This is a genomic window from Bradyrhizobium sp. 482_C4_N1_8 (assembly GCF_052075965.1).
Classification (GTDB): domain Bacteria; phylum Pseudomonadota; class Alphaproteobacteria; order Rhizobiales; family Xanthobacteraceae; genus Bradyrhizobium; species Bradyrhizobium barranii.
The window spans coordinates 1,614,366-1,632,411 of sequence record NZ_CP197231.1; the positions used below are offsets into that span (position 1 = coordinate 1,614,366).

Genomic DNA, 18,046 nt, shown 5'->3' on the forward strand with positions numbered 1-18,046 from the left:
GATCTCAAGCCGAGGCCGCGCTCGGAACCGGCTCGGCCGGCAGATCGTCGCCGTTGGGATCACCCGGCGCGGTAGCCCAGGCCAGCTCCACCAGCGTCACGATCCGGCGGCCGGCGCCGTCGAGCTGGCAGACGATCAGGCCCTGCTCCTCCATATAGCCGAGCAGGCGCTGGGCGCGGCGCAGCGAATGCGAGCCGTAGGCGCGCGCGATCGCGGCGTCGCCGGGACAGGGCCAGCCTTCCTTCGCCGCGCGTGCGATCATCATGAACACGCCCTGCATGTCGTCGGGCAGGATCGAGGCGCGCAGCGACACGTCCTGCCAGACGTCGTCCTCGGCATGCTCGGCGCCGAGCCCGGCGCGTGCGCGTGTCAGCATGCGGCGGAATTCGTTCAGATCGGGCACCGCGGAGCCGAGGCCCTCGATTCGGCAGCGAACCACGAACTCCTGATAGAGCACGCCGACGGCGCGGAAGCCGGCATCGGGCTCGGCGAGCACGGCGCGAAGCGTACGATCGACGCGCTCGCGCCGCTCGGCGAGCTCCTCGGCGCTGATCGGCACCTCGGTCACCTCAGGCCGGATCTCCGGCGCGGCCGCCTTCGCGGCGCGGAGCTGCTCGAGCAGATCGGGCGCGGGCCGGCGCTGCGGGCGGCTGGCATCGGGCGGCGGTGCGGCCAGGATCACGGCGCGCATATCCTCGAGTGCGGCTTCCGGCATCGGCATCAGCCGCGGCGTGGAATTGCGCGCGTGGGTGTCGGTCGGGCCGATATGCAAACGCAGGGGGCGTCGCGACAGCGCCGGGCCGAGCGCCATGAACTGTCCGCGCTCGAGATCGCGAAAGGATTCGGCCTGCCGCCGCTCCATGCCGAGCAGGTCGGCGGCGCGCGCCATGTCGATGTCGAGGAAGGTCCGGCCCATCAGGAAATTGGAGGCTTCCGCCGCGACGTTCTTGGCGAGTTTTGCCAGGCGCTGGGTCGCGATGATGCCGGCGAGGCCACGTTTGCGGCCGCGGCACATCAGATTGGTCATCGCGCCGAGAGAGAGCTTGCGCGCCTCGTCCGAGACCTCGCCGGCGACCGCCGGCGCGAACAGCTGCGCCTCGTCGACCACCACCAGCATCGGGTACCAATGATCGCGGTCGACGTCGAACAGGCCGCCGAGGAACGCCGCGGCACGCCGCATCTGGTTCTCGGCGTCCAGCCCTTCGAGATTGAGCACGGTGGAGACGCGATGCAGCCGCGCCCGCTCGCCCGCGACCTGAAGGCCGCGCTCGGTGTGATCCTCGGCCTCGATCACCAGATGGCCGAATTGCTCGGCCAGCGTGACGAAGTCGCCTTCGGGGTCGATGATGGCCTGCTGCACCCAGGGCGCGCTCTGTTCGAGCAGCCGCCGCAACAGATGCGACTTGCCGGAGCCCGAATTGCCCTGCACCAGGAGCCGGGTCGCCAGCAGTTCCTCGAGGTCCATGGCGGCCGCGGCGCCTGCCGTGGTCTGCCCCATCTCGATCGCAACTGTCATGTCCCCGACTCAAGTCCCCATCATTCGCGGAGTGGGGCTTATCAACCCGGCCGGGGCGCGTCGAGCGGCACCGTGCGAATCATGCGGTGTTGCCCACGGCGGAGTTCAGGCGTGATTCGATTGCCGTAAAAGTGCGGGCCGATAGGGCGCCTGCGGATCGTCGTCCTCGTTCTCGGGGATCGCACAGGAGCCGAATTCCTGCCGGATACGCTCGATCTCGGCGATGCGCTCGTGCAGCCGCTGCAGATGCTCGGGCGATGTCGCGCGCCAGAACCGGAAGGTGTCGGTGGTGAGCGGCAGGAACGCCGTTCCGAACAGCGTCGGCTCGGGAACGATGGTGCGTCCGAGCAGCAGGAACCGGTTCTCGCCGGAGACCACGAGGGTCGCGTAGCCGCGGTTACCGATCCGCCTGATCCCGTTCAGCGACCATTCGACGAGCTTGCTGAAATAAGGCTCCTCGCGCCAGCGATCGGGGCAGTGGTCGTCGACCGTCACGTTGACCGCGTCCTGGCTGAAATGCACGATGATGCCGGACGTCGCCGGAAACCAGGCATCATCGAGATGACCTTGCAGCCAGGCGCAGACGAACGACCGGCACATCTGCGGGCGGCGGTCGTAGATGGTGCACCCGGTTCCCGTCTGCCAGTGTCTGCACAGCTGGTTCACCGGCTTGTCGACGGCGGCCACTTCAAGGATATCGCAGCAGGCGTTGCACGATCCGCACTGCCGGGTCAGCGGCGCCGTTTTCGGCAGGCCGGTCGCGCGAAAACCCTGGCCGTCGCGGACCAGGAGCTTTTGCTTCTCCAGCGTGCTCAGCGCGCGCTCGACCTTGAGGCGGGACAATCCGGTCGCGTCAACGATCCCCTTCATCGTCGTCGCGCCGGCCTCCACCGCGCGAGCGACCTGCAACGCCGTCTGATCCATCGTCTTCTACTTGTTCTTCAGCCCTTCGATCCGGCCATCGCGCTGCCCCGGAACCTGCGGAAATCGGCGCCCGCGTGACGGCTAGCAGTCGCATGTATGCGGGATTTACGCAAACGGACTGCTGAGCAGGATCGCCCGTATTGGGCCAAATTGTAAGCCCATGCTGAGGGGCGATCCGATCTGCATCGACAATTCGATCAGTGCAGGCCGGCGCGACCTATGACGGCAGCGCCGGCACGCTGCTACTGCGCGCCAGATCCGCCCTGCACGATCTTCTCGTTCAGCTTCAGGTCCACGGTCTCGACCGTGCGGTCGATCTCGGCATTGGGGGTGCCGAGCTGATGCGAGATCAGCTTCACCAGCAGGTCGACGCGCTCGATGAAGGGCGCGCCGCTCGCGACCGCGCGCGCGGCCGATGACGGCTTGAGCAGGCTTTCGGCGGCCTTGGCGTATTTCGCGAACGGCACCTGGTCCTGCGGATCGGCGCCGAGACGGCGGGCGATCGCGTCGACATGATCGTAGATCGTCTGCGAACGCTTGAGATCGCCGTGCACGGCGTCGCGGATCGACTGCGGCTCGTGCGGCGTGATGCAGCGATAGTTGCCGGTCAGCAGCATCGACCATTTCGCCAGCGGCACGAACAGCGAAGAGAACACTTTCAGCTTCACCGGCACGTCGTGACCGTCGAGCGTCACCGCGTCGATGTCGGCTTCGAGCTCGCGCAGCACCTTGTTGTGCTTCTCGTCGGCGAAGGCCGATGCCTTGAAATTCGTCGGCAGACCGACATGAAGCACGTTGGCGGCTTCTTCCGGCGGACGGAAGGCCTGCGGGTCGGGCGAGCACAGCGTCACCAGGCCGGGCTCGAAGCGCTCCCACACCTGAGCATTGGTGTAGGCCTCCTCGAGATCCATGTCGGCGAGCGACGGGATCCGCTTCAGGTAGGGCAGCGGCGGCATGTTCATGATCGACAGGCACGGCAGCTTCGCCGCGGCGATCTTGACCATGAGAACGCGGACCGTGTGGTTGGTGTATTGCGGCTCCTGCATTGCCAGGCCGACCATGTCGTAGCGCGAGAGGTCGACATTGCCCGGCGTCACCGCGTCGAGCTTGCCGGGCAGGTCGCGCGAGAAGATCGCCCGGTGCACCGCCTCGTCGCGCAGCTTGATGCGCACCTCGGTACCGTCACGGTTGATCAGCTCGGCGGTCTTGGCGCGGCAGACCAGGGACACGTTATGGCCCGCCATCAGCAGCTTCGTGCCCAGCAGGGAACCGTAGGAAGCCCCGAGAATCAGGATGTTACGCGCCATATTCCGTCCCTTTGAAAATGTGTGTGATTTTTGAGCCCCGGCCGTCATCTGCGGGCGAGTTGCCGGCATGTAAAGCGAAGTCCGCGGGGATGGCAACTGGGATAATGCATACAAGGCGGAAGGCGGACTGCCGGGCGGGCGCGGGTGATCGGTCGCCCGGATGGAGCGCAGCCCGATCCGGGACCGCTCGTCCGGCGCTCACGCCTTTCCCGGATTGCGCGGAGCCCGTGATCGGGCGGCGCTTCGCGTCGACCCGTTGGCTCCATCCGGGCGACGGGGTCTCGTTGCCCGACGGGCAAAACACCCGAGAGGGCGTCAAGCCGCGCGGGCGAAAATATTCCACTTTACCGAAATTCGGAATTGGCGTATGTGTCGCCCATCCCGGCTCACCAAGAGGGGCGATCTTGTGTCGTCACTGTCGCGAGTCGGGCTTGCGGTGGACGCGACAGCGTCGGGCGCGAGAGGTCAAGGGCAGGGCGGATTGCTCTCCGTGAGCCCAAAACTTCGTGCCGGATGAGCGGCGCTGTCAGGTTCGTCTCGTCTGTAAGTTTCCGGCTCCGTCGACAGGGCTGGAAAAACTGCGGCGAAATGGCGGGCCGTGCGTGCGGCAAAACCGTGTGGTCCTGGCCGTCGTTGCTACGGTCAAGTGCTTTGCGAATGCGGCAGTCGCGTCAACCGGGGTGGTGGTGGTGACTTTTGCAAGCGTGAGGGAGGCCAGAAGGAACTCGGCTCCCGGGAGAGCACGGCATAAGCCGTCCAACCACTGCGCAGGGAAGGCCGAGTGATTGGCACCACCTGTATGCTGCTGTGCGGTTTCCTTGCGTTACCTTTCGCGCAGCGGACCGCGGGTGCGAGGTCAGCACCCGGCCTTCCCTGCGCCCTCTTGGCTTCGAGGGTGGAGTGACCAGGCAAAACTCGGGCGAAACATGCCGCGAGGATGCGAAGGCGTGTCTGCGACCAGGCACTCGCTGTCGTCGCCCGGCTTGACCGGGCGATCCAGTATTCCAGAGACGGCTGTGATTGAGCCGAGAGGCCGCGGCGTACAGGATTCCCCCGCTTGCCGCCTACGCTAAAGCTTCGGCGGCCCTGGACCTCAGCCCCGGCGAAGCCTTGGCGTAGCCGGGTCGCGGGGAACGACAGGGGTACTTGGAGGACGACGCCGATGTCTCATACTCCGTCATTGCTTTGCTGCGCTCGCAACGACGTGGAGGGAGCGTGCGCCACTATGCTCCCGTGCTTGGTCAGCGCGTCCGGGAGACCGGAGGAAACGAGTGTTTCAAAGAACGATACCGCTGAGAAACTTTACGCAAGCGCCGGCGATCGCATTCGCCCGAAACTTGCGCGTTCCATCACGTCGCGAACTCCCGCCTCATCCCTGGCTCGCCATGCGCGCGCGGTCGAGATGCCCCTCGATCTTCGGGCGGTCGCGGGTGCGCTCGAAGCTGGTGCAGAGGAGCTCGGTCTCCTCGAGAGAAACCGGGGCGCGGTACAGCCGGCACATGAATTCGGCGCTCGCGCGTCCCTTGCCCGCGCCGGGACTGCGTTCGGCGAGAAACATGCAGTCGCGGCAGATGCTGGCATCGAGCCGCTGATGGGCCGCGTCGAGATGATTGAGGATCTCGCGCAGCGAGTCGCGCAGCCTGACGCATTCGTCGGTGCCGAGAGACGTGACCGCGTTCACCACGTGATTGATCGGGTCGTGCTGGCTCAGGCATTTCTCGCCTTGCGCGGTGACGTGCAGCACGACGGACCGCTTGTCCTCGTGCGACGGCTTTCGCACCAGGAAGGACTTGGCTTCCAGCGTCTTCACGATCTGCGATGCCGTGGCCCGGGTCGCGCCGATGAAGCCGGCCAGCGCGGACGGCGTGCGCGAGAACCTGTTGGCGCGGTGAAGAAAGCGCAGCGCCATCCATTCCCGGTCGCGCAACCCGTGCTGATTGCCTTCGAAATACCAGGCTCTGGCCGCCTGAACCAGCAGCTCGACGGCCTCGCGTGCCAACGGCATAAATTCCTACCTTGCCCCGGATATCACGTCTGCGGCGCCCCGGAGCCGCCTTCCGTCGTTGCGCACCAGTCCTTCGCGAGAAGCCGTACCAACCACAACATCCGACACATGCGCAGAGCCAGGCTCTCGCGCGAAAGCACGGACTGTTCTGCCGCCGAACTCGACAGATGGACCCTGCGAGATACGGCGCGAGAAGCTGTGTCGATGATGGTGTGCCAATCGTGGCGTCGTCGAACGAAAGCCCGAGTTGCCGTCACAGCCGGACGATGGATCGGTATTGTTCAACCGTAGCCCCTGAAGTTCAAGTCACACGCAGACGTTTCTTGTATTCCATCGAAACGATGAATGAGCTTCTCAACAAAATCAAGTAGAGACGCTCCCGAAGACTGGCTGTCGCTCGAAGCGATTGTAACGTTCAAGACAATCTCGTTCGTCAGGACACATGATGGTGATCGTAATACGCAGTGTAACAAGCTACTTGCACGCAAATGTGCGACGGTTTGATTGCACGCCTGTTGCTGTCCGCCGTTGATGCAAATTGATGGAAGCTTGTGCATGACGGTGACGCGCAGCGGCGCGTCATCCACAACTTGCGCGATCCGTCACAGAATCGGCAATGGAACTCGTAGAGATTGCACGCAGCGGTTGTTGTGATAATGACAGCGAGACGGGTTCGCCGGATCGCTTTCGCCTCGGCGGCGCGATCTCCACTGAACGGCCGATGCTAGCGCGCGACGGAAAGCAGCAGTTGGCGACGGGTGCGCATGCGCCGGAGGCGCAGCGGTATGCGTGATCGACTGTCGCGATAATGAGCAGGTCGACGACGACGGGCGCGCCGGCCGCGCCCGGCTAGTCGCCCTTGAGCATGTCTCGCAGCTCGCGGAATGGATCGGCGCTCGGCCCTGCCGAGGCGTCCTGCCGCATGGCGCTGTAGATCTTCGGGACCATGTCGACGGCCTGGTCGAGACCCGAATCACGCCCCGTCTGATATCCGCCCATCAGGCGAAGATCGCGCGTGTCCTCGTATTTGGCGATCATGGTGCGCAGCTTGCTCACCAATTCGCGCTCCTCGGGGTCCCAGACGTTGTGGGCGAGGCGGGAGACCGAGGCCAGAACATCGACGGCGGGATAGCGCGCCTGGTCGGCGATGTGCCTGGAGAGCACGATGTGGCCGTCGAGGGTGCTGCGGATGGTGTCGGCGATCGGCTCGTTGTGATCGTCACCGTCGACCAGCACGGAGAAAATGCCGGTAATCGTCCCGGATCCCTCCTCGCCGGGGCCGGCGCGCTCCAGCAGGCGGGGCAGGTCGGTGAAGACCGTCGGTGCGTAACCGCGGGCGACCGCAGGCTCGCCGGCGGCGAGGGCGACCTCGCGGGCGGCATGGGCGAAACGGGTGATCGAATCGACCACCAGCAGGACCGATTCGCCCCGGTCGCGGAAATATTCGGCGACCGCCATGGCGGTCTTCGGTGCCAGCCGCCGCATCATCGGGCTTTCATCTCCCGTCGATACGATGGTGATGGCGCGGCTGCGGTTGGCGCCGAGCACGTCCTCGATGAATTCGCGCACCTCGCGGCCGCGTTCGCCGACGAGCGCCAGCACGACGGTGTCAAAGCCTTGGCTGCGGGCCAGCATCGCCAGCAGCGTCGATTTGCCGACACCGGAGCCGGCAAAGATGCCGACGCGCTGGCCGGCGCAGATCGGGGCGAACAGGTCGATGACGCGCACGCCGGTGTGCAGCGGCTTGTGGACGCGCGCCCGCTTCATGGCCGCCGGCGCCTCGGCTTCCGCCGAGACGGTGCGCGATCCCGGGGTGAGGGGACCTTGTCCGTCGAGCGGCGCGCCGAGCGCGTTGATGACGCGGCCCTTCCAGCTCGGATCGGGCGCGAAGGACAGTGGCGGCATCCGGTAGGCAACCGAGCCGAGGCCGCCGGCGAACTGCCGGTCGAACGGCTTGGCGATGATGCCCTCGCTGTCGATCCGCACCACCTCGCCGATCTGGGGCTTGCCGCCGGAGTTGACGCCGATCAGTTCACCAAGCCTGACGAAGCGCGACAGGCCGGAGACGCGGAAATGCGTCGGAGCGATCTCGGAGATCGCGCCGCTGACGCTGGCCAGGGGAGTGCTCTGCTGAAGCTCCAGCAGCGCCCACTCGAGTTGCCGAAGAGCGTTCAAGGAAACCGTCCACCCTCAATGCGCATGCAGCGCAGTCTATTTGCCCGGCTCGCCCAGCGTCCGGATTGCGTTCTGGAGCGAGCTCTCGGTGCCCTCGATCATCGAATTGGTGCCGTCGAAGGCGCGCGAAGCCGCGATCAGCTTCGTCAATTCCATCATCGGATTGGCGCTGGAGCCCTCGACATAGCCCTGCTTGAAGCCGTCGCGGGAGAAATCGGCGATGGCGGTCGCGGGCCGGTCCGGCGTGACGCCGGAATTGCCGTAGCGCTCGAGATTGGCATCGGCGGGAATGTTGAACAGGCCGATGGAGCCGATCTCGTTGTTGTCCTGGGTGATCGCGCCGCTGCGGGCGATCGCGATCGGTCCGCCGTTCGGGTCGAGCGTGATCTGCGCGCCGCCGGCATCGATCACGGGGAAGCCGGACACGGTCTGAAGGTCGCCGTTGGGGGCGATCTGGAGGCGGCCGTCGCGCGTATAGACCGTGCCGTTCGGGCCGGCGAAGGCGATCCAGCCCTGTCCAACCACGGCGACGTCGAGCGGGTTGCCGCTCTCGGTGATGCTGCCCATCTCGCGCGAGATGATGTTGTCGCCGGGCGAGGAGAAGGCGACCGGGTTCGCGCCGGCCTTCGACAGCACGGTCTCGAACTTCACGACGTCGGTGCGGAATGCCGCCGTGTTGACGTTGGCGACGTTGTTGGCGATCGTCTGGAGGCGCTTTTCGAGGGCGACCTGCGCCGACAATCCCACATAGAGAGCCGATTGCATGACTTACTTTCCGAACCGGATGGACTGAAGCTTCGTAAGCATGTCGGTATCCAGGCCGGCCATCGACGACGCGCCGCCGATCAGGACCAGCGCGGAGTTGGTCGAGTTGCCATTGTTGATGTCGTTCTGGGCCTGGGTCGCATCCCACATCGCGGCGAAGCGCTGCACGAACTTGGTGACCTTGGCCGGGTCCTGGAAATCGGTGAGGTCGATCTTGCTCGTGATCAACTTGGCCTGGGCGTCGATGTCTGCCGCGCTTATGGTCGACGGCAGGCCGAGCGCGGTCTGGACCACCTGCGTCATCGCCTTGTCGGCGAGGATCTGGTAGGAGGTGCTGATGGTGGAGGCCTTGCGGGTGAAATAGAGCGCCAGCCGCAGACCCTCGTTCTGGTCGCCGGCCTTCTCCTCCATCGTCTGCGTGACGTATTGGGTCGCCGTACCGGTGGTGGCCGCGGCGGCCTGGGTCGCTTTGTCGCCGAGGGCGGCGAAATTGAAGGCGGCGGCGAATTGCCGGTAGCGGGTGTCGGTCAGCTTGTTGGCGAAGCTCTTGGAGTCGGAGACACCCTCGGTCAGCACCTTGCGCATGAACGCCTTGGCATAGGTCATGTCGCTGAGACCAAAGGCCTTCATCGCGTAGGAGTAGAGGCGATAGTCCTTCAGGAAGTCGTCGATCGTCTTCACATTGCCGATATGGCTGAGAAAATAATCGGTGTCGCGGCTGACGTCCGGCTGGGCCGCGACCTGCGTCAGCGATTTGCCCATGTCCTTGGTCAGTCTGGTGTAGTCCGCGATCGTGGATAGCATGGCACGCGCCCCTCTGGCCGCCGTTGCGACTTCGTCTCAAGCTGCCGCCAATTGCTTGCGCGGGGCTGGCGACCACGAAGCCAGCCTCGCGCAAGCGTCGCCGACTAGATATTCCCGATGGGATCGGCGATGGAGTGGCGCGTTGCTCAGTTTCGTGGGGATTTTCATCACGGTAGCGGCACTGCTCGGCGGATTTGCCGCCATGGGCGGGCATCTGGCCGTGCTCATGCAGCCGTGGGAATTCGTGATCATCCTGGGCACCGCGATCGGCACCTTCATCGTCGCCAATCCGTGGAAAACGGTCGTTGATACCGGCGTGGCCTGCATGCAGGCCATCACCGGCGCAGTGCCGAGTGAGCGCTATTACCTCGATCTGCTCGGAGCGCTCCATGCCCTGATGCGGGAGCTCCGGGGCAAAGGCCGCAACGAGGTCGAGGCGCATATCGACGATCCCGCGTCCTCGGAGATCTTCAAGGCGTTCCCGAGCGTCCTCGGGGACCCGCCGTTGCTGCAGTTCATCTGCGACTATGTCCGCCTCATCATCATGGGCAATGCGCGCACGCACGAGATCGAAGCGCTGATGGACGAAGAGATCCACACCATCGTGAAGGCCAAGCTGGCGCCCTACAATTCGATGGTGGTCGTGTCCGAGGCGCTGCCGGCGCTCGGCATCGTCGCCGCCGTGCTCGGCGTCATCAAGGCCATGGGCGCGCTCGACCAGTCGCCGAAGCTCCTTGGCGGCTTCATCGGCGCGGCGCTCGTCGGCACCTTCGCCGGCATCTTCCTGTCCTACGGTGTCCTCTCGCCCTTCGCGATCAAGATCAAGATGACGCGAGAGAAGCGCTGCCGGCCCTACATCATCGTCAAGCAGACGCTGCTGGCGTTCATGAACGGCGCCATGCCGCAGATCGCCGTCGAGCACGGTCGCAAGATGATCGCGAGCGGCGAACGGCCGTCGATCGACGTGGTCGAGAACGAGACGATTGCGGGTCCGAAGGCCGTCGCGACCGAGGCTGAACCGAAGGCTGCCCGCGCATGATGACGGAAGACCTCGACGTCGATCAGCGGAAGCAGCTGCCGAACTACCTGCTGGACGCCGCCGGCATATCGATCGAACGCATGCCGATGCTCAATGTGATCTTCGATCGCATGGCGGCATCGTGCACCGACAGCCTGCAGCCGATGGCCGGAACGCCGTGCTACTTCTCCGTCAACGGCATCACCAACGACCCGCTCGGCGACATCATCAAGGATTACGAGGGCAACGCGGTTGCCGCCGTGCTCTATGCCGAGCAGTGGGACTCGCGCGTCATCATTATGCTGGATCGCGACTTCGTCTTCACCATGGTCGAGGCGATGTTCGGCTCCGACGGCGCCGAACCGCCGCTCGACGTCGAACGCACCTTCTCGAACATCGAGATCCGGCTGGTCCAGGCACTGTTTGAGCGGTTCGCCAAGGCGCTGCAGGGCGCCTTCGCCGGCACCTCCAATGTCACCTTCCGTGTCGAGCGAGTCGAGACGGCGATGGCGTCGCTCGCGATTGGCCGCGCCAGCAATATGTCGATCTGCGCGAACATGATGGTGCAGGCGCTCTATCGCGGCGGCCAGATGTTCCTGATCATTCCGCACTCCGCGCTCAATCCGCTCAGGCAGAAGCTCGCCCACGTCGTCGTCAGCGACGGCCGCGCGGCCGATCCGCGCTGGCGCGAGCAGATGGAGAGCGAGGTTCACCGTACCGAAGTGACGCTGAGCGCGGTGCTCGACGAGAAGATGATTTCCCTCGAGGACGTCGTGCAATTCAAGGTGGGGCAGGTTCTGGAGCTCGAGGCCACGCCGCGCACGCTGGCCCGGCTCGAGAGCAACAACCAGGTGCTGTTCTGGTGTCAGATCGGCCAGCTCGATGGCTATTACGCCATGCAGGTGGCCGATCCCGTCGATCAGAAGCGGGAGTTCGTCGATGATATCCTATCTCGTTGATGCCGTGCTGCTGATCGCGCTGGCGTTCACCAGCATGAGGGTGACCCGGATGCACCGCGAATTGGCGCGGCTGCGCAGTTACCAGGGCGAGTTCTCGACCATCGTCCACGAGACGGCGGGCGCCTTCGACACCGTCATCACCGCCGCGCATGATTCCACCGCAAATCTCGGCCGGCTCGCCAACGTGCTGAGCACGAAGATAGATCAGGCCCACGAGGCGATCGCGGCGCTCGACGCGCGGAGCGGGCTCCAACCGGCCTCAACCGTGAGCGGCGCCGAGGCGAACAAGCATTGAATTCGGGACTTGAAGGACACGTGCGATCGGACCGTCGCGACGCTCCGGGAGCGGAAATACCAAGAGGCGATACCAAATGGCGCAATCTTTCGACTATGAGTCTGCATCGGCATCGGGAGAGACCGATGCGTCTCCGCTGGAGCGGCTGGCGGAGATCGCCGCGCGCACGGCGGAGGAAACCGGCAAATTCGCCAATGTCGATGCCATCCTGCGCATTCCCGTCACGATGCAGGTCGTGCTCGGTTCGGCGACCATTCCGGTCGCGAACCTGATGAAGCTCGGCCGCGGCGCGGTGGTTCCACTCGATCACCGCGTCGGCGAGCCCGTCGACGTCGTGGTCAATGGCCGCGTCGTTGCCCGCGGCGAAGTGGTCGTCGTCGAAGAGGACAATTCCCGCTTCGGCGTCTCGCTCACAGAGATCGTCGGACCGCTGGGGCAGGGTGATACCTGATCATGGCGGCACAGGTCGGCGTCGCTCCTATCAAGCAGCGAGGCGTTGCCACGCTGGGCGGAACGGAAAAGGTCGCGGCACTCCTGCTGGCCATGGGCCGGCAGGCGGCCGCGAGCGTGCTCTCGCAGTTCGAGCCGCAGGATATCCGCATCGTCACCAAGGCCGCGGCCGAGCTGCGGCCGATCACCGCGCAGGAGCTCGAGTCGATCGTCGAGGAGTTCGCTCAGCAGTTCTCGATGGGCGCCAACATTCTCGGCACCATCGGCGGTCTTGAAGCTGTACTCGGCGACGTGCTGCCTGCCGACCAGGTCTCGGCAATCATGTCGGACCTGCTCGGCAATTCGAGCCGGTCGGTGTGGGACCGCGTCTCGTCGGTGTCGGAAAACTCGCTGGCGACGTACCTCTCCAAGGAGCATCCGCAAACCGCGGCGCTGATCCTGTCCAAGGTCAAGCCGTCCTGCGCCGCCAAGGTGATGAGCCAGCTGCCGTCGAGCCTGCGCAATGAGCTGATGCGGCGCGTCCTCAGCCTCAAGCCGATCGTCGACGACGCCATGAAAGTCCTCGAGAAGACGCTGCACGAGGACCTGACGCTCAATTTCGCCCGCAACCTCGGCGCCGACACCTACGCGCGCGTCGCGGACATCATCAACAAGATGGAGCGCGGCCATATCGAGGACATGCTGAAGAGCTTGTCGGAGAAGCGTCCGAAGTCGGCCGAAGTTCTGAAGGAACTGCTGTTCACCTTCGACGACGTGGTCAATTTGACCCCGAAGGCGCGCACCATGATCTTCGACCAGGTGCCGACCGATCGCATCGTTATCGCGCTGAAAGGCACGGACAAGCATTTCCGCGAACTCATCCTGTCCTCCGTTGCCTCGCGCGTCCGCCGCGTCGTCGAGCACGAACTCGCCATCGGCGAGCCGTCGAACCAGCGCGACGTGCTGGAGGCGCGCCGCGTCATCACCGACCTTGCACTCGACCTGGCGGAAAAGGGCGAAATCGAGCTCAACCCCGAGCAGGAGGACGAGCTGGTCTTCCGCTGACCGCTGAACGGGCATGGCAGAAACATCCGATCAGGAGAGCAAGACAGAAGAGCCGACCGAGAAGAAAGTCCGCGATTCGCTCGAACAGGGCAAAATCCCGGTCTCTCGGGAGGCTTCTATCTTCGCCTCGATGGCCGCGCTGATGGTGATCCAGGCGTTCCTGATCGGCCAGGGCGTACAGCAATTGACGCCGACGCTGAAGAGCCTGCTCGACGATCCCGAAGGCTTCCCTCTCAGCAACGGCGCGGACGCGCGCAACCTGCTCACGGTGGTGGGCCTCGAGGCGTTGCGATTCCTGGTGCCGCTGGTCGTCACCCTGGCGGTGTTCGGCCTCGCCGCATCGTTGCTGCAGAATGCGCCGCGCCTGGTGCTGGAGCGCATCAAGCCGCAGCTGTCGCGAATCTCGCCGATCAGCGGCTGGAGCCGGCTGTTCGGAACGCAGGGCCTCGTCGAATTCGCCAAGTCGCTGTTCAAGCTCGTCTCGGTGACGGTCGTCGTCGTGTTCGTGCTGCGCTCGTCCGAAGCCAGGGCGTTCGAGGCGATGTACACGGATCCGGTCGCGCTGCCGGAGATGATTCTCAACATCGCGATGCGGATCGTCTCGGCGATCTGCATCGCCACCATCGTCCTGGTCGCGATCGATCTCGCCTGGGCGCGCTTCCACTGGCGGCGCGAGCTGCGCATGACCAAGCAGGAGATCAAGGACGAGCACAAGCAGGCGGAAGGCGATCCCCTGATCAAGGCGCGCCTGCGCTCGCTGGCGCGCGACCGTTCGCGCCAACGCATGATCGCATCCGCCTCGCGCGCGACGCTGGTGATCGCCAACCCGACACACTTCGCGATCGCGCTGCGCTACAAGCGCGAGGAAAACGCAGCGCCCATGGTCGTCGCCAAGGGCATGGACGTGATCGCGCTGAAGATCCGCGAAGTCGCGGAGCAGAACCGGATCCCGGTGATCGAGAACAAGGCGCTGGCGCGCGCGCTCTATGAGGCGGTTCAGGTCGACCAGGTGATTCCGGCGGAATTCTTCCGGCCGGTCGCCGAGATCATCTACTTCCTGCAGTCCAAGCAGGCGCCGCGGACCGAGAAGGTTCAGTAGATTTCCGAGCATAGCGTCGGCTGCATCAGCCTGACGAAAGCTTGCGGCCCTAAACTTAATCTTAAGAAATCAGCATGGGGCCGTCGTGGGACCGCTTTATCTCTTCGAACTCGCATCGTCGCAGGCGCGGTACCTCGAGCTCCGCCAGTCGACCATCGCGACCAACGTCGCCAACGCCAATACGCCGGGCTTCAAGGCGCGCGACGTCGAGCCCTTCAACAAGGTGCTCGACGCCACGCCGGTCAGGCTCGCGACGACGTCACCCTCGCACATGCAATTGTCCGCGGCCGAGACCGATACGCGGAAGACCGCGAAGAAGGACAGCTGGGAAGTGGTTCACTCCGGCAACTCCGTCAGCCTCGAGCAGGAAATGATCAAGGGCAGCGACGTCAGTCGCGACTACTCGATGAACTCGGCGGTCGTGCGGTCGTTCCACCGCATGCTGCTGTCGAGCGCGAAGAGCTGAGGTGAATTGACATGCTGGACTCACTGCAAGCGTCATTGACGGTCGCGAGCTCCGGGCTCGAAGCGCAGTCGACGCGCATGCGCATCGTTTCGGAAAACCTTGCCAATGCGACCTCGACGGGGCGCACGGCCGGCGCCGATCCGTATCAGCGCAAGACCATCACTTTCGATGCCGCCATGGACCGCGCCTCGGGCGCGCAGCTTGCGAAGGTCAAGGAGATCGGGGTCGACACCACGCCGTATCGCGTGGAGTACGAGCCGGGACATCCCGCCGCCGACAAGGCCGGTTACGTCAAGCTGCCGAACGTCAACATGATGATCGAGATGGCCGACATGCGGGAAGTCAACCGGTCCTATGAAGCCAATCTCCAGGTCGTGAAACAGGTGCGGTCGATGCTGGGCATGACCATCGACCTGCTGAGGAGCTGACAATGCTTGAGGCAATTTCATCCACCGCGATTTCCGCCGGGCAAGCGGCGAGCCGCGCGACCGAGACGCAGGCCATCGCGCCGGCGGCGCCGACCGCCATTCAGTCCACCGACGATGTCGGATTCGAATCGGTGATGAAGCAGGTGACGACGGACGCGATCGGGACGCTGAAGGCGGGCGAAGCGGCGTCGATCTCGGCGATGCAGGGTAAGGAATCGACCCGGAAGGTCGTGGAGGCGCTGATGTCGGCCGAGCAGGCCTTGCAGACCGCGGTCGCGGTTCGCGACAAGGTCGTGCAGGCCTACCAAGAAGTCGTCCGGATGTCGATTTGATCTGAGGGAATGAAGCTGTGAAATCGCTCGCCATTGCGGCCACGGGCATGAACGCCCAGCAGACCAACATCGAAGTCATCGCGAACAACATCGCCAACATCAATTCGACGTCGTACAAGCGTGCGCGCGCGGAATTCACCGATCTGTTCTACCAGATGGACCGCATGCAGGGCGTCGCGAACGTCAATGGCTCCTCGCCGATCCCGGAAGGCTCCAATCTCGGTCTCGGCGTCAAGTCGACGGCCATCCGCAAGCTGCACATCCAGGGCGCGCTCACGCAGACCGGCAACCCCTACGACCTCGCGATCAACGGTCGCGGCTGGTTTCAGGTGCTCGGCCCGAACAACGAGGTGCAATACACGCGCGCCGGCTCGTTCAGCCCCAACGCCAACGGCCAGCTCGTCACCACCGACGGCTATCTGCTGGATCCCGCAATCACGATACCGCAGGGAACGGTTCAGGTCGTCGTCAACCAGACCGGACAGGTGTTTGCCAAGCTGGATACGGAAGTGAACCCGCGGCAGATCGGCCAGCTCAACCTCGCCAATTTCGCCAACGAAGCGGGCCTCGAGCCGCTCGGCAGCAACCTCTATCGCGAGACCACGGCGTCCGGCACGCCGGTCGTCGGGCTGCCGGGCGATTCCGGGTACGGCAAGATCAATCAGCAATATCTCGAAGCCTCGAACGTCGACCCGGTCAAGGAAATCACCGAGTTGATCTCGGCGCAGCGCGCCTACGAAATGAACGCCAAGGTCATCCAGGCCTCGGATGAAATGGCCCAGACGGTCTCGAAGGGCATGCGCTAGTTCCGGTGTTCTCGATGTCGAACAGGGTGGGCTTGATGGTGCGCGGGTTGGCCGCCGTGCTGCTGGTTCTCGTCTCGGCGCGCCTCGCTGCGGCCGAGGAGAAGCGGCTTCCCGTGCCGGCCGTGTCGATCCGCGCCGGCGAGCTGATCCGGGACGACATGATCACGGAACGTGCCTTCGCGCCGAATGTGCTCGGCGTTGCCATGTTCATCGAAGGACGCCAGATCCTGGTCGGACGCATGGCACGGCGCGCGCTGCTGCCGGGCCAGCCGATTCCGACCAATTCGGTGGAGGATCCCTGGACGATTGCCCGCGGCGCCATGGTCAAGGTCGTGGTGGAAGACAGCGGCCTGTCGATCGTCACCTACGGCGCGGCGATGCAGTCGGGCGCGACCGGCGCGCTCATCCCGGTGCGAAACACCGACACCGGCGTGATCATCAGAGGCGTCGTCCAGCCGGACGGCACCGTCAAGGTCGTGGATGGATCATGACCAGATTCCTGCTTGCGCTCATCCTGCTCGTTTCCGCCGCCAGCGCCCAGGCGGCCGTCCGCATCAAGGACATCGCGGACATCAAGGGATTGCGCGAAAACCAGATCGTCGGTTACGGCCTCGTCATCGGCCTGAACGGCACCGGCGACACGCTCCGCAACGCTCCGTTCACGGAGCAGTCCCTGCAATCGATGCTCGAGAACATGGGCATCAACGTCAGGAACGAAACCACGAGCACCAACAATCCCCCGCGTCCGACGACGCTGCGCACACGCAACGTCGCTGCCGTCATGGTGACCGCGGATTTGGCGCCCTCGATCGGGGCGGGCGAGCGCATGGACGTGACCGTATCGTCGCTCGGCGATGCGACCTCGCTGCTCGGCGGCACGCTGGTGATGACGTCGCTGCGGGCGGCGGACGGCGCGGTCTATGCGGTGGCGCAAGGCGCGGTCACGGTCGCCGGTTACAGTGTGGGAGGGCAGGCACAGAACGTCAGCCAGGGCACGCCGACGGCGGGCCGCATCCCGAACGGTGCGCTGGTCGAGCGCGAGGTGCAGGGAAGCCTCCACGAGATGGAGTTCCTGGTGCTGGAGCTCAAGAACCCTGATTTCGTCACCGCGACACGCATTCTCGACGCCATCAACGGTTACGCCGGTGGCCGCTACCGCGCGCAGATCGCCTTCGAGCGCGACTACCGCACCATCGTGCTGTCGAAGCCGCGCCATATCGGCCCCGTCCGCTTCCTCGCCGAAATCGGCGAGTTGACGGTCGAGCCGGACACGCCGGCGCGAGTGGTGATCAACGAGCGGACCGGTACGGTGGTGATCGGGCGCGACGTGCGCATATCGACCGTCGCCGTGACGCATGGCAACCTGACGGTTCGTGTCACCGAGCTTCCCGTGGTGTCGCAGCCGGCGCCGTTCTCGCGAGGGCAGACGGTGGTCGTTCCCCAGACGGTGGTCGAGGCCAACGAGGCCGGATCGCAGGTGGCGATCCTGAGCGGCGTCGACCTCCAGCGCCTGGTGCGCGGGCTGAACCAGATCGGCTTGAAGCCGTCGGGCATCATCGCGATCCTCCAGGCGATCAAAACGGCCGGCGCACTCCAGGCCGACGTGATCGTGCAATGATGCACAAGCGTCGTGCAAGCTTGGTCGCTCAATGC

At 64.9% G+C, this 18,046-nt stretch carries 20 protein-coding genes; 13 read left to right on the forward strand and 7 right to left on the reverse strand.

All coding sequences use genetic code 11. From position 1 onward, the window contains the following. Positions 1 to 4: 4 nt before the first annotated feature. From AB7Z56_RS07585 to AB7Z56_RS07600, 4 genes are all read right to left on the reverse strand, one after another. Entirely contained in the window at positions 5 to 1,516 is a 1,512-nt protein-coding gene (locus AB7Z56_RS07585; RefSeq protein WP_063981256.1) for an ATP-binding protein, read from the reverse strand. 105 nt (positions 1,517 to 1,621) lie between these two features. Then, positions 1,622 to 2,440: a YkgJ family cysteine cluster protein gene (locus tag AB7Z56_RS07590; RefSeq protein ID WP_063981257.1), complete on the reverse strand. Its 819-nt coding sequence runs from the start codon at positions 2,438 to 2,440 to the stop codon at positions 1,622 to 1,624. A gap of 242 nt (positions 2,441 to 2,682) precedes the next feature. Further along, positions 2,683 to 3,747: a ketopantoate reductase family protein gene (locus tag AB7Z56_RS07595; protein WP_063981258.1), complete on the reverse strand. Its 1,065-nt coding sequence runs from the start codon at positions 3,745 to 3,747 to the stop codon at positions 2,683 to 2,685. Positions 3,748 to 5,116: 1,369 nt separating this feature from the next. After that, entirely contained in the window at positions 5,117 to 5,752 is a 636-nt protein-coding gene (locus AB7Z56_RS07600; protein WP_063981291.1) for a MarR family winged helix-turn-helix transcriptional regulator, read from the reverse strand. 616 nt (positions 5,753 to 6,368) lie between these two features. Between AB7Z56_RS07600 and AB7Z56_RS07605 the strand changes: the two genes are divergently transcribed. Next, a complete protein-coding gene (locus AB7Z56_RS07605; RefSeq protein WP_187387941.1) occupies positions 6,369 to 6,545 on the forward strand; it encodes a hypothetical protein in 177 nt (58 codons plus the stop codon). A 56-nt stretch (positions 6,546 to 6,601) separates the two neighbouring features. Here AB7Z56_RS07605 and fliI read toward each other — a convergent pair whose 3' ends face one another. From fliI to AB7Z56_RS07620, 3 genes are read right to left on the reverse strand one after another with little or no spacing between them, the layout of a single operon-like run. Further along, entirely contained in the window at positions 6,602 to 7,927 is a 1,326-nt protein-coding gene (gene fliI / locus AB7Z56_RS07610; protein ID WP_063981292.1) for a flagellar protein export ATPase FliI, read from the reverse strand. Between the two features lie 36 nt (positions 7,928 to 7,963). Further along, a complete protein-coding gene (gene flgF, locus AB7Z56_RS07615; protein WP_063981293.1) occupies positions 7,964 to 8,692 on the reverse strand; it encodes a flagellar basal-body rod protein FlgF in 729 nt (242 codons plus the stop codon). Between the two features lie 3 nt (positions 8,693 to 8,695). Further along, positions 8,696 to 9,496, reverse strand: coding sequence for a DUF1217 domain-containing protein (locus AB7Z56_RS07620; protein WP_063981294.1), 801 nt, complete (start codon positions 9,494 to 9,496; stop codon positions 8,696 to 8,698). A 142-nt stretch (positions 9,497 to 9,638) separates the two neighbouring features. Here AB7Z56_RS07620 and motA point away from each other — a divergent pair, with 142 nt between their 5' ends. From motA to flgI, 12 genes are all read left to right on the forward strand, one after another. Continuing rightward, complete coding sequence (motA, locus tag AB7Z56_RS07625) at positions 9,639 to 10,535, forward strand: flagellar motor stator protein MotA (protein ID WP_063981295.1); 897 nt, start codon at positions 9,639 to 9,641, stop codon at positions 10,533 to 10,535. Continuing rightward, positions 10,532 to 11,473 carry a flagellar motor switch protein FliM gene (locus AB7Z56_RS07630; protein ID WP_028153460.1) on the forward strand — a complete coding sequence of 314 codons (942 nt, stop codon included), beginning with the start codon at positions 10,532 to 10,534 and terminating at the stop codon, positions 11,471 to 11,473. Before motA ends, AB7Z56_RS07630 begins: the two co-directional genes overlap by 4 nt. Beyond that, positions 11,454 to 11,768 carry a hypothetical protein gene (locus AB7Z56_RS07635; RefSeq protein ID WP_063981296.1) on the forward strand — a complete coding sequence of 105 codons (315 nt, stop codon included), beginning with the start codon at positions 11,454 to 11,456 and terminating at the stop codon, positions 11,766 to 11,768. The genes AB7Z56_RS07630 and AB7Z56_RS07635 overlap by 20 nt, the downstream gene beginning before the upstream one ends. 76 nt (positions 11,769 to 11,844) lie before the next feature. Further along, positions 11,845 to 12,219, forward strand: a complete 375-nt coding sequence (gene fliN, locus AB7Z56_RS07640; protein WP_063981297.1) for a flagellar motor switch protein FliN — start codon at positions 11,845 to 11,847, stop codon at positions 12,217 to 12,219. Between the two features lie 2 nt (positions 12,220 to 12,221). Further along, positions 12,222 to 13,262, forward strand: a complete 1,041-nt coding sequence (locus tag AB7Z56_RS07645; protein WP_014492656.1) for a flagellar motor switch protein FliG — start codon at positions 12,222 to 12,224, stop codon at positions 13,260 to 13,262. Between the two features lie 13 nt (positions 13,263 to 13,275). Beyond that, complete coding sequence (gene flhB / locus AB7Z56_RS07650; protein WP_039153365.1) at positions 13,276 to 14,361, forward strand: flagellar biosynthesis protein FlhB; 1,086 nt, start codon at positions 13,276 to 13,278, stop codon at positions 14,359 to 14,361. A gap of 85 nt (positions 14,362 to 14,446) precedes the next feature. Next, the gene (flgB, locus tag AB7Z56_RS07655; RefSeq protein ID WP_014492658.1) at positions 14,447 to 14,827 is read left to right on the forward strand and encodes a flagellar basal body rod protein FlgB; all 381 of its coding nucleotides are present in this window, start codon (positions 14,447 to 14,449) and stop codon (positions 14,825 to 14,827) included. An 11-nt stretch (positions 14,828 to 14,838) separates the two neighbouring features. Next, entirely contained in the window at positions 14,839 to 15,255 is a 417-nt protein-coding gene (gene flgC / locus AB7Z56_RS07660) for a flagellar basal body rod protein FlgC (protein ID WP_014492659.1), read from the forward strand. 2 nt (positions 15,256 to 15,257) lie between these two features. Next, positions 15,258 to 15,587: a flagellar hook-basal body complex protein FliE gene (locus tag AB7Z56_RS07665; protein ID WP_014492660.1), complete on the forward strand. Its 330-nt coding sequence runs from the start codon at positions 15,258 to 15,260 to the stop codon at positions 15,585 to 15,587. Between the two features lie 17 nt (positions 15,588 to 15,604). After that, positions 15,605 to 16,393, forward strand: a complete 789-nt coding sequence (gene flgG, locus AB7Z56_RS07670; protein ID WP_063981298.1) for a flagellar basal-body rod protein FlgG — start codon at positions 15,605 to 15,607, stop codon at positions 16,391 to 16,393. 35 nt (positions 16,394 to 16,428) lie between these two features. Then, the gene (gene flgA, locus AB7Z56_RS07675) at positions 16,429 to 16,884 is read left to right on the forward strand and encodes a flagellar basal body P-ring formation chaperone FlgA (protein WP_063986113.1); all 456 of its coding nucleotides are present in this window, start codon (positions 16,429 to 16,431) and stop codon (positions 16,882 to 16,884) included. Next, positions 16,881 to 18,011: a flagellar basal body P-ring protein FlgI gene (flgI, locus tag AB7Z56_RS07680; RefSeq protein WP_063981299.1), complete on the forward strand. Its 1,131-nt coding sequence runs from the start codon at positions 16,881 to 16,883 to the stop codon at positions 18,009 to 18,011. Before flgA ends, flgI begins: the two co-directional genes overlap by 4 nt. Positions 18,012 to 18,046: the final 35 nt, after the last annotated feature.

Bases quoted from the DNA above. Each gene is read 5' to 3' on its own strand.
- AB7Z56_RS07585 (WP_063981256.1), bottom strand. From the start codon at position 1,516: ATGACAGTTGCGATCGAGATGGGGCAGACCACGGCAGGCGCCGCGGCC.
- AB7Z56_RS07590 (WP_063981257.1), bottom strand. From the start codon at position 2,440: ATGGATCAGACGGCGTTGCAGGTCGCTCGCGCGGTGGAGGCCGGCGCG.
- AB7Z56_RS07595 (WP_063981258.1), bottom strand. From the start codon at position 3,747: ATGGCGCGTAACATCCTGATTCTCGGGGCTTCCTACGGTTCCCTGCTG.
- AB7Z56_RS07600 (WP_063981291.1), bottom strand. From the start codon at position 5,752: ATGCCGTTGGCACGCGAGGCCGTCGAGCTGCTGGTTCAGGCGGCCAGA.
- AB7Z56_RS07605 (WP_187387941.1), top strand. From the start codon at position 6,369: ATGGAACTCGTAGAGATTGCACGCAGCGGTTGTTGTGATAATGACAGC.
- flgF (WP_063981293.1), bottom strand. From the start codon at position 8,692: ATGCAATCGGCTCTCTATGTGGGATTGTCGGCGCAGGTCGCCCTCGAA.
- AB7Z56_RS07620 (WP_063981294.1), bottom strand. From the start codon at position 9,496: ATGCTATCCACGATCGCGGACTACACCAGACTGACCAAGGACATGGGC.
- AB7Z56_RS07630 (WP_028153460.1), top strand. From the start codon at position 10,532: ATGATGACGGAAGACCTCGACGTCGATCAGCGGAAGCAGCTGCCGAAC.
- AB7Z56_RS07635 (WP_063981296.1), top strand. From the start codon at position 11,454: ATGATATCCTATCTCGTTGATGCCGTGCTGCTGATCGCGCTGGCGTTC.
- fliN (WP_063981297.1), top strand. From the start codon at position 11,845: ATGGCGCAATCTTTCGACTATGAGTCTGCATCGGCATCGGGAGAGACC.
- AB7Z56_RS07645 (WP_014492656.1), top strand. From the start codon at position 12,222: ATGGCGGCACAGGTCGGCGTCGCTCCTATCAAGCAGCGAGGCGTTGCC.
- flhB (WP_039153365.1), top strand. From the start codon at position 13,276: ATGGCAGAAACATCCGATCAGGAGAGCAAGACAGAAGAGCCGACCGAG.
- flgC (WP_014492659.1), top strand. From the start codon at position 14,839: ATGCTGGACTCACTGCAAGCGTCATTGACGGTCGCGAGCTCCGGGCTC.
- AB7Z56_RS07665 (WP_014492660.1), top strand. From the start codon at position 15,258: ATGCTTGAGGCAATTTCATCCACCGCGATTTCCGCCGGGCAAGCGGCG.
- flgA (WP_063986113.1), top strand. From the start codon at position 16,429: ATGGTGCGCGGGTTGGCCGCCGTGCTGCTGGTTCTCGTCTCGGCGCGC.
- flgI (WP_063981299.1), top strand. From the start codon at position 16,881: ATGACCAGATTCCTGCTTGCGCTCATCCTGCTCGTTTCCGCCGCCAGC.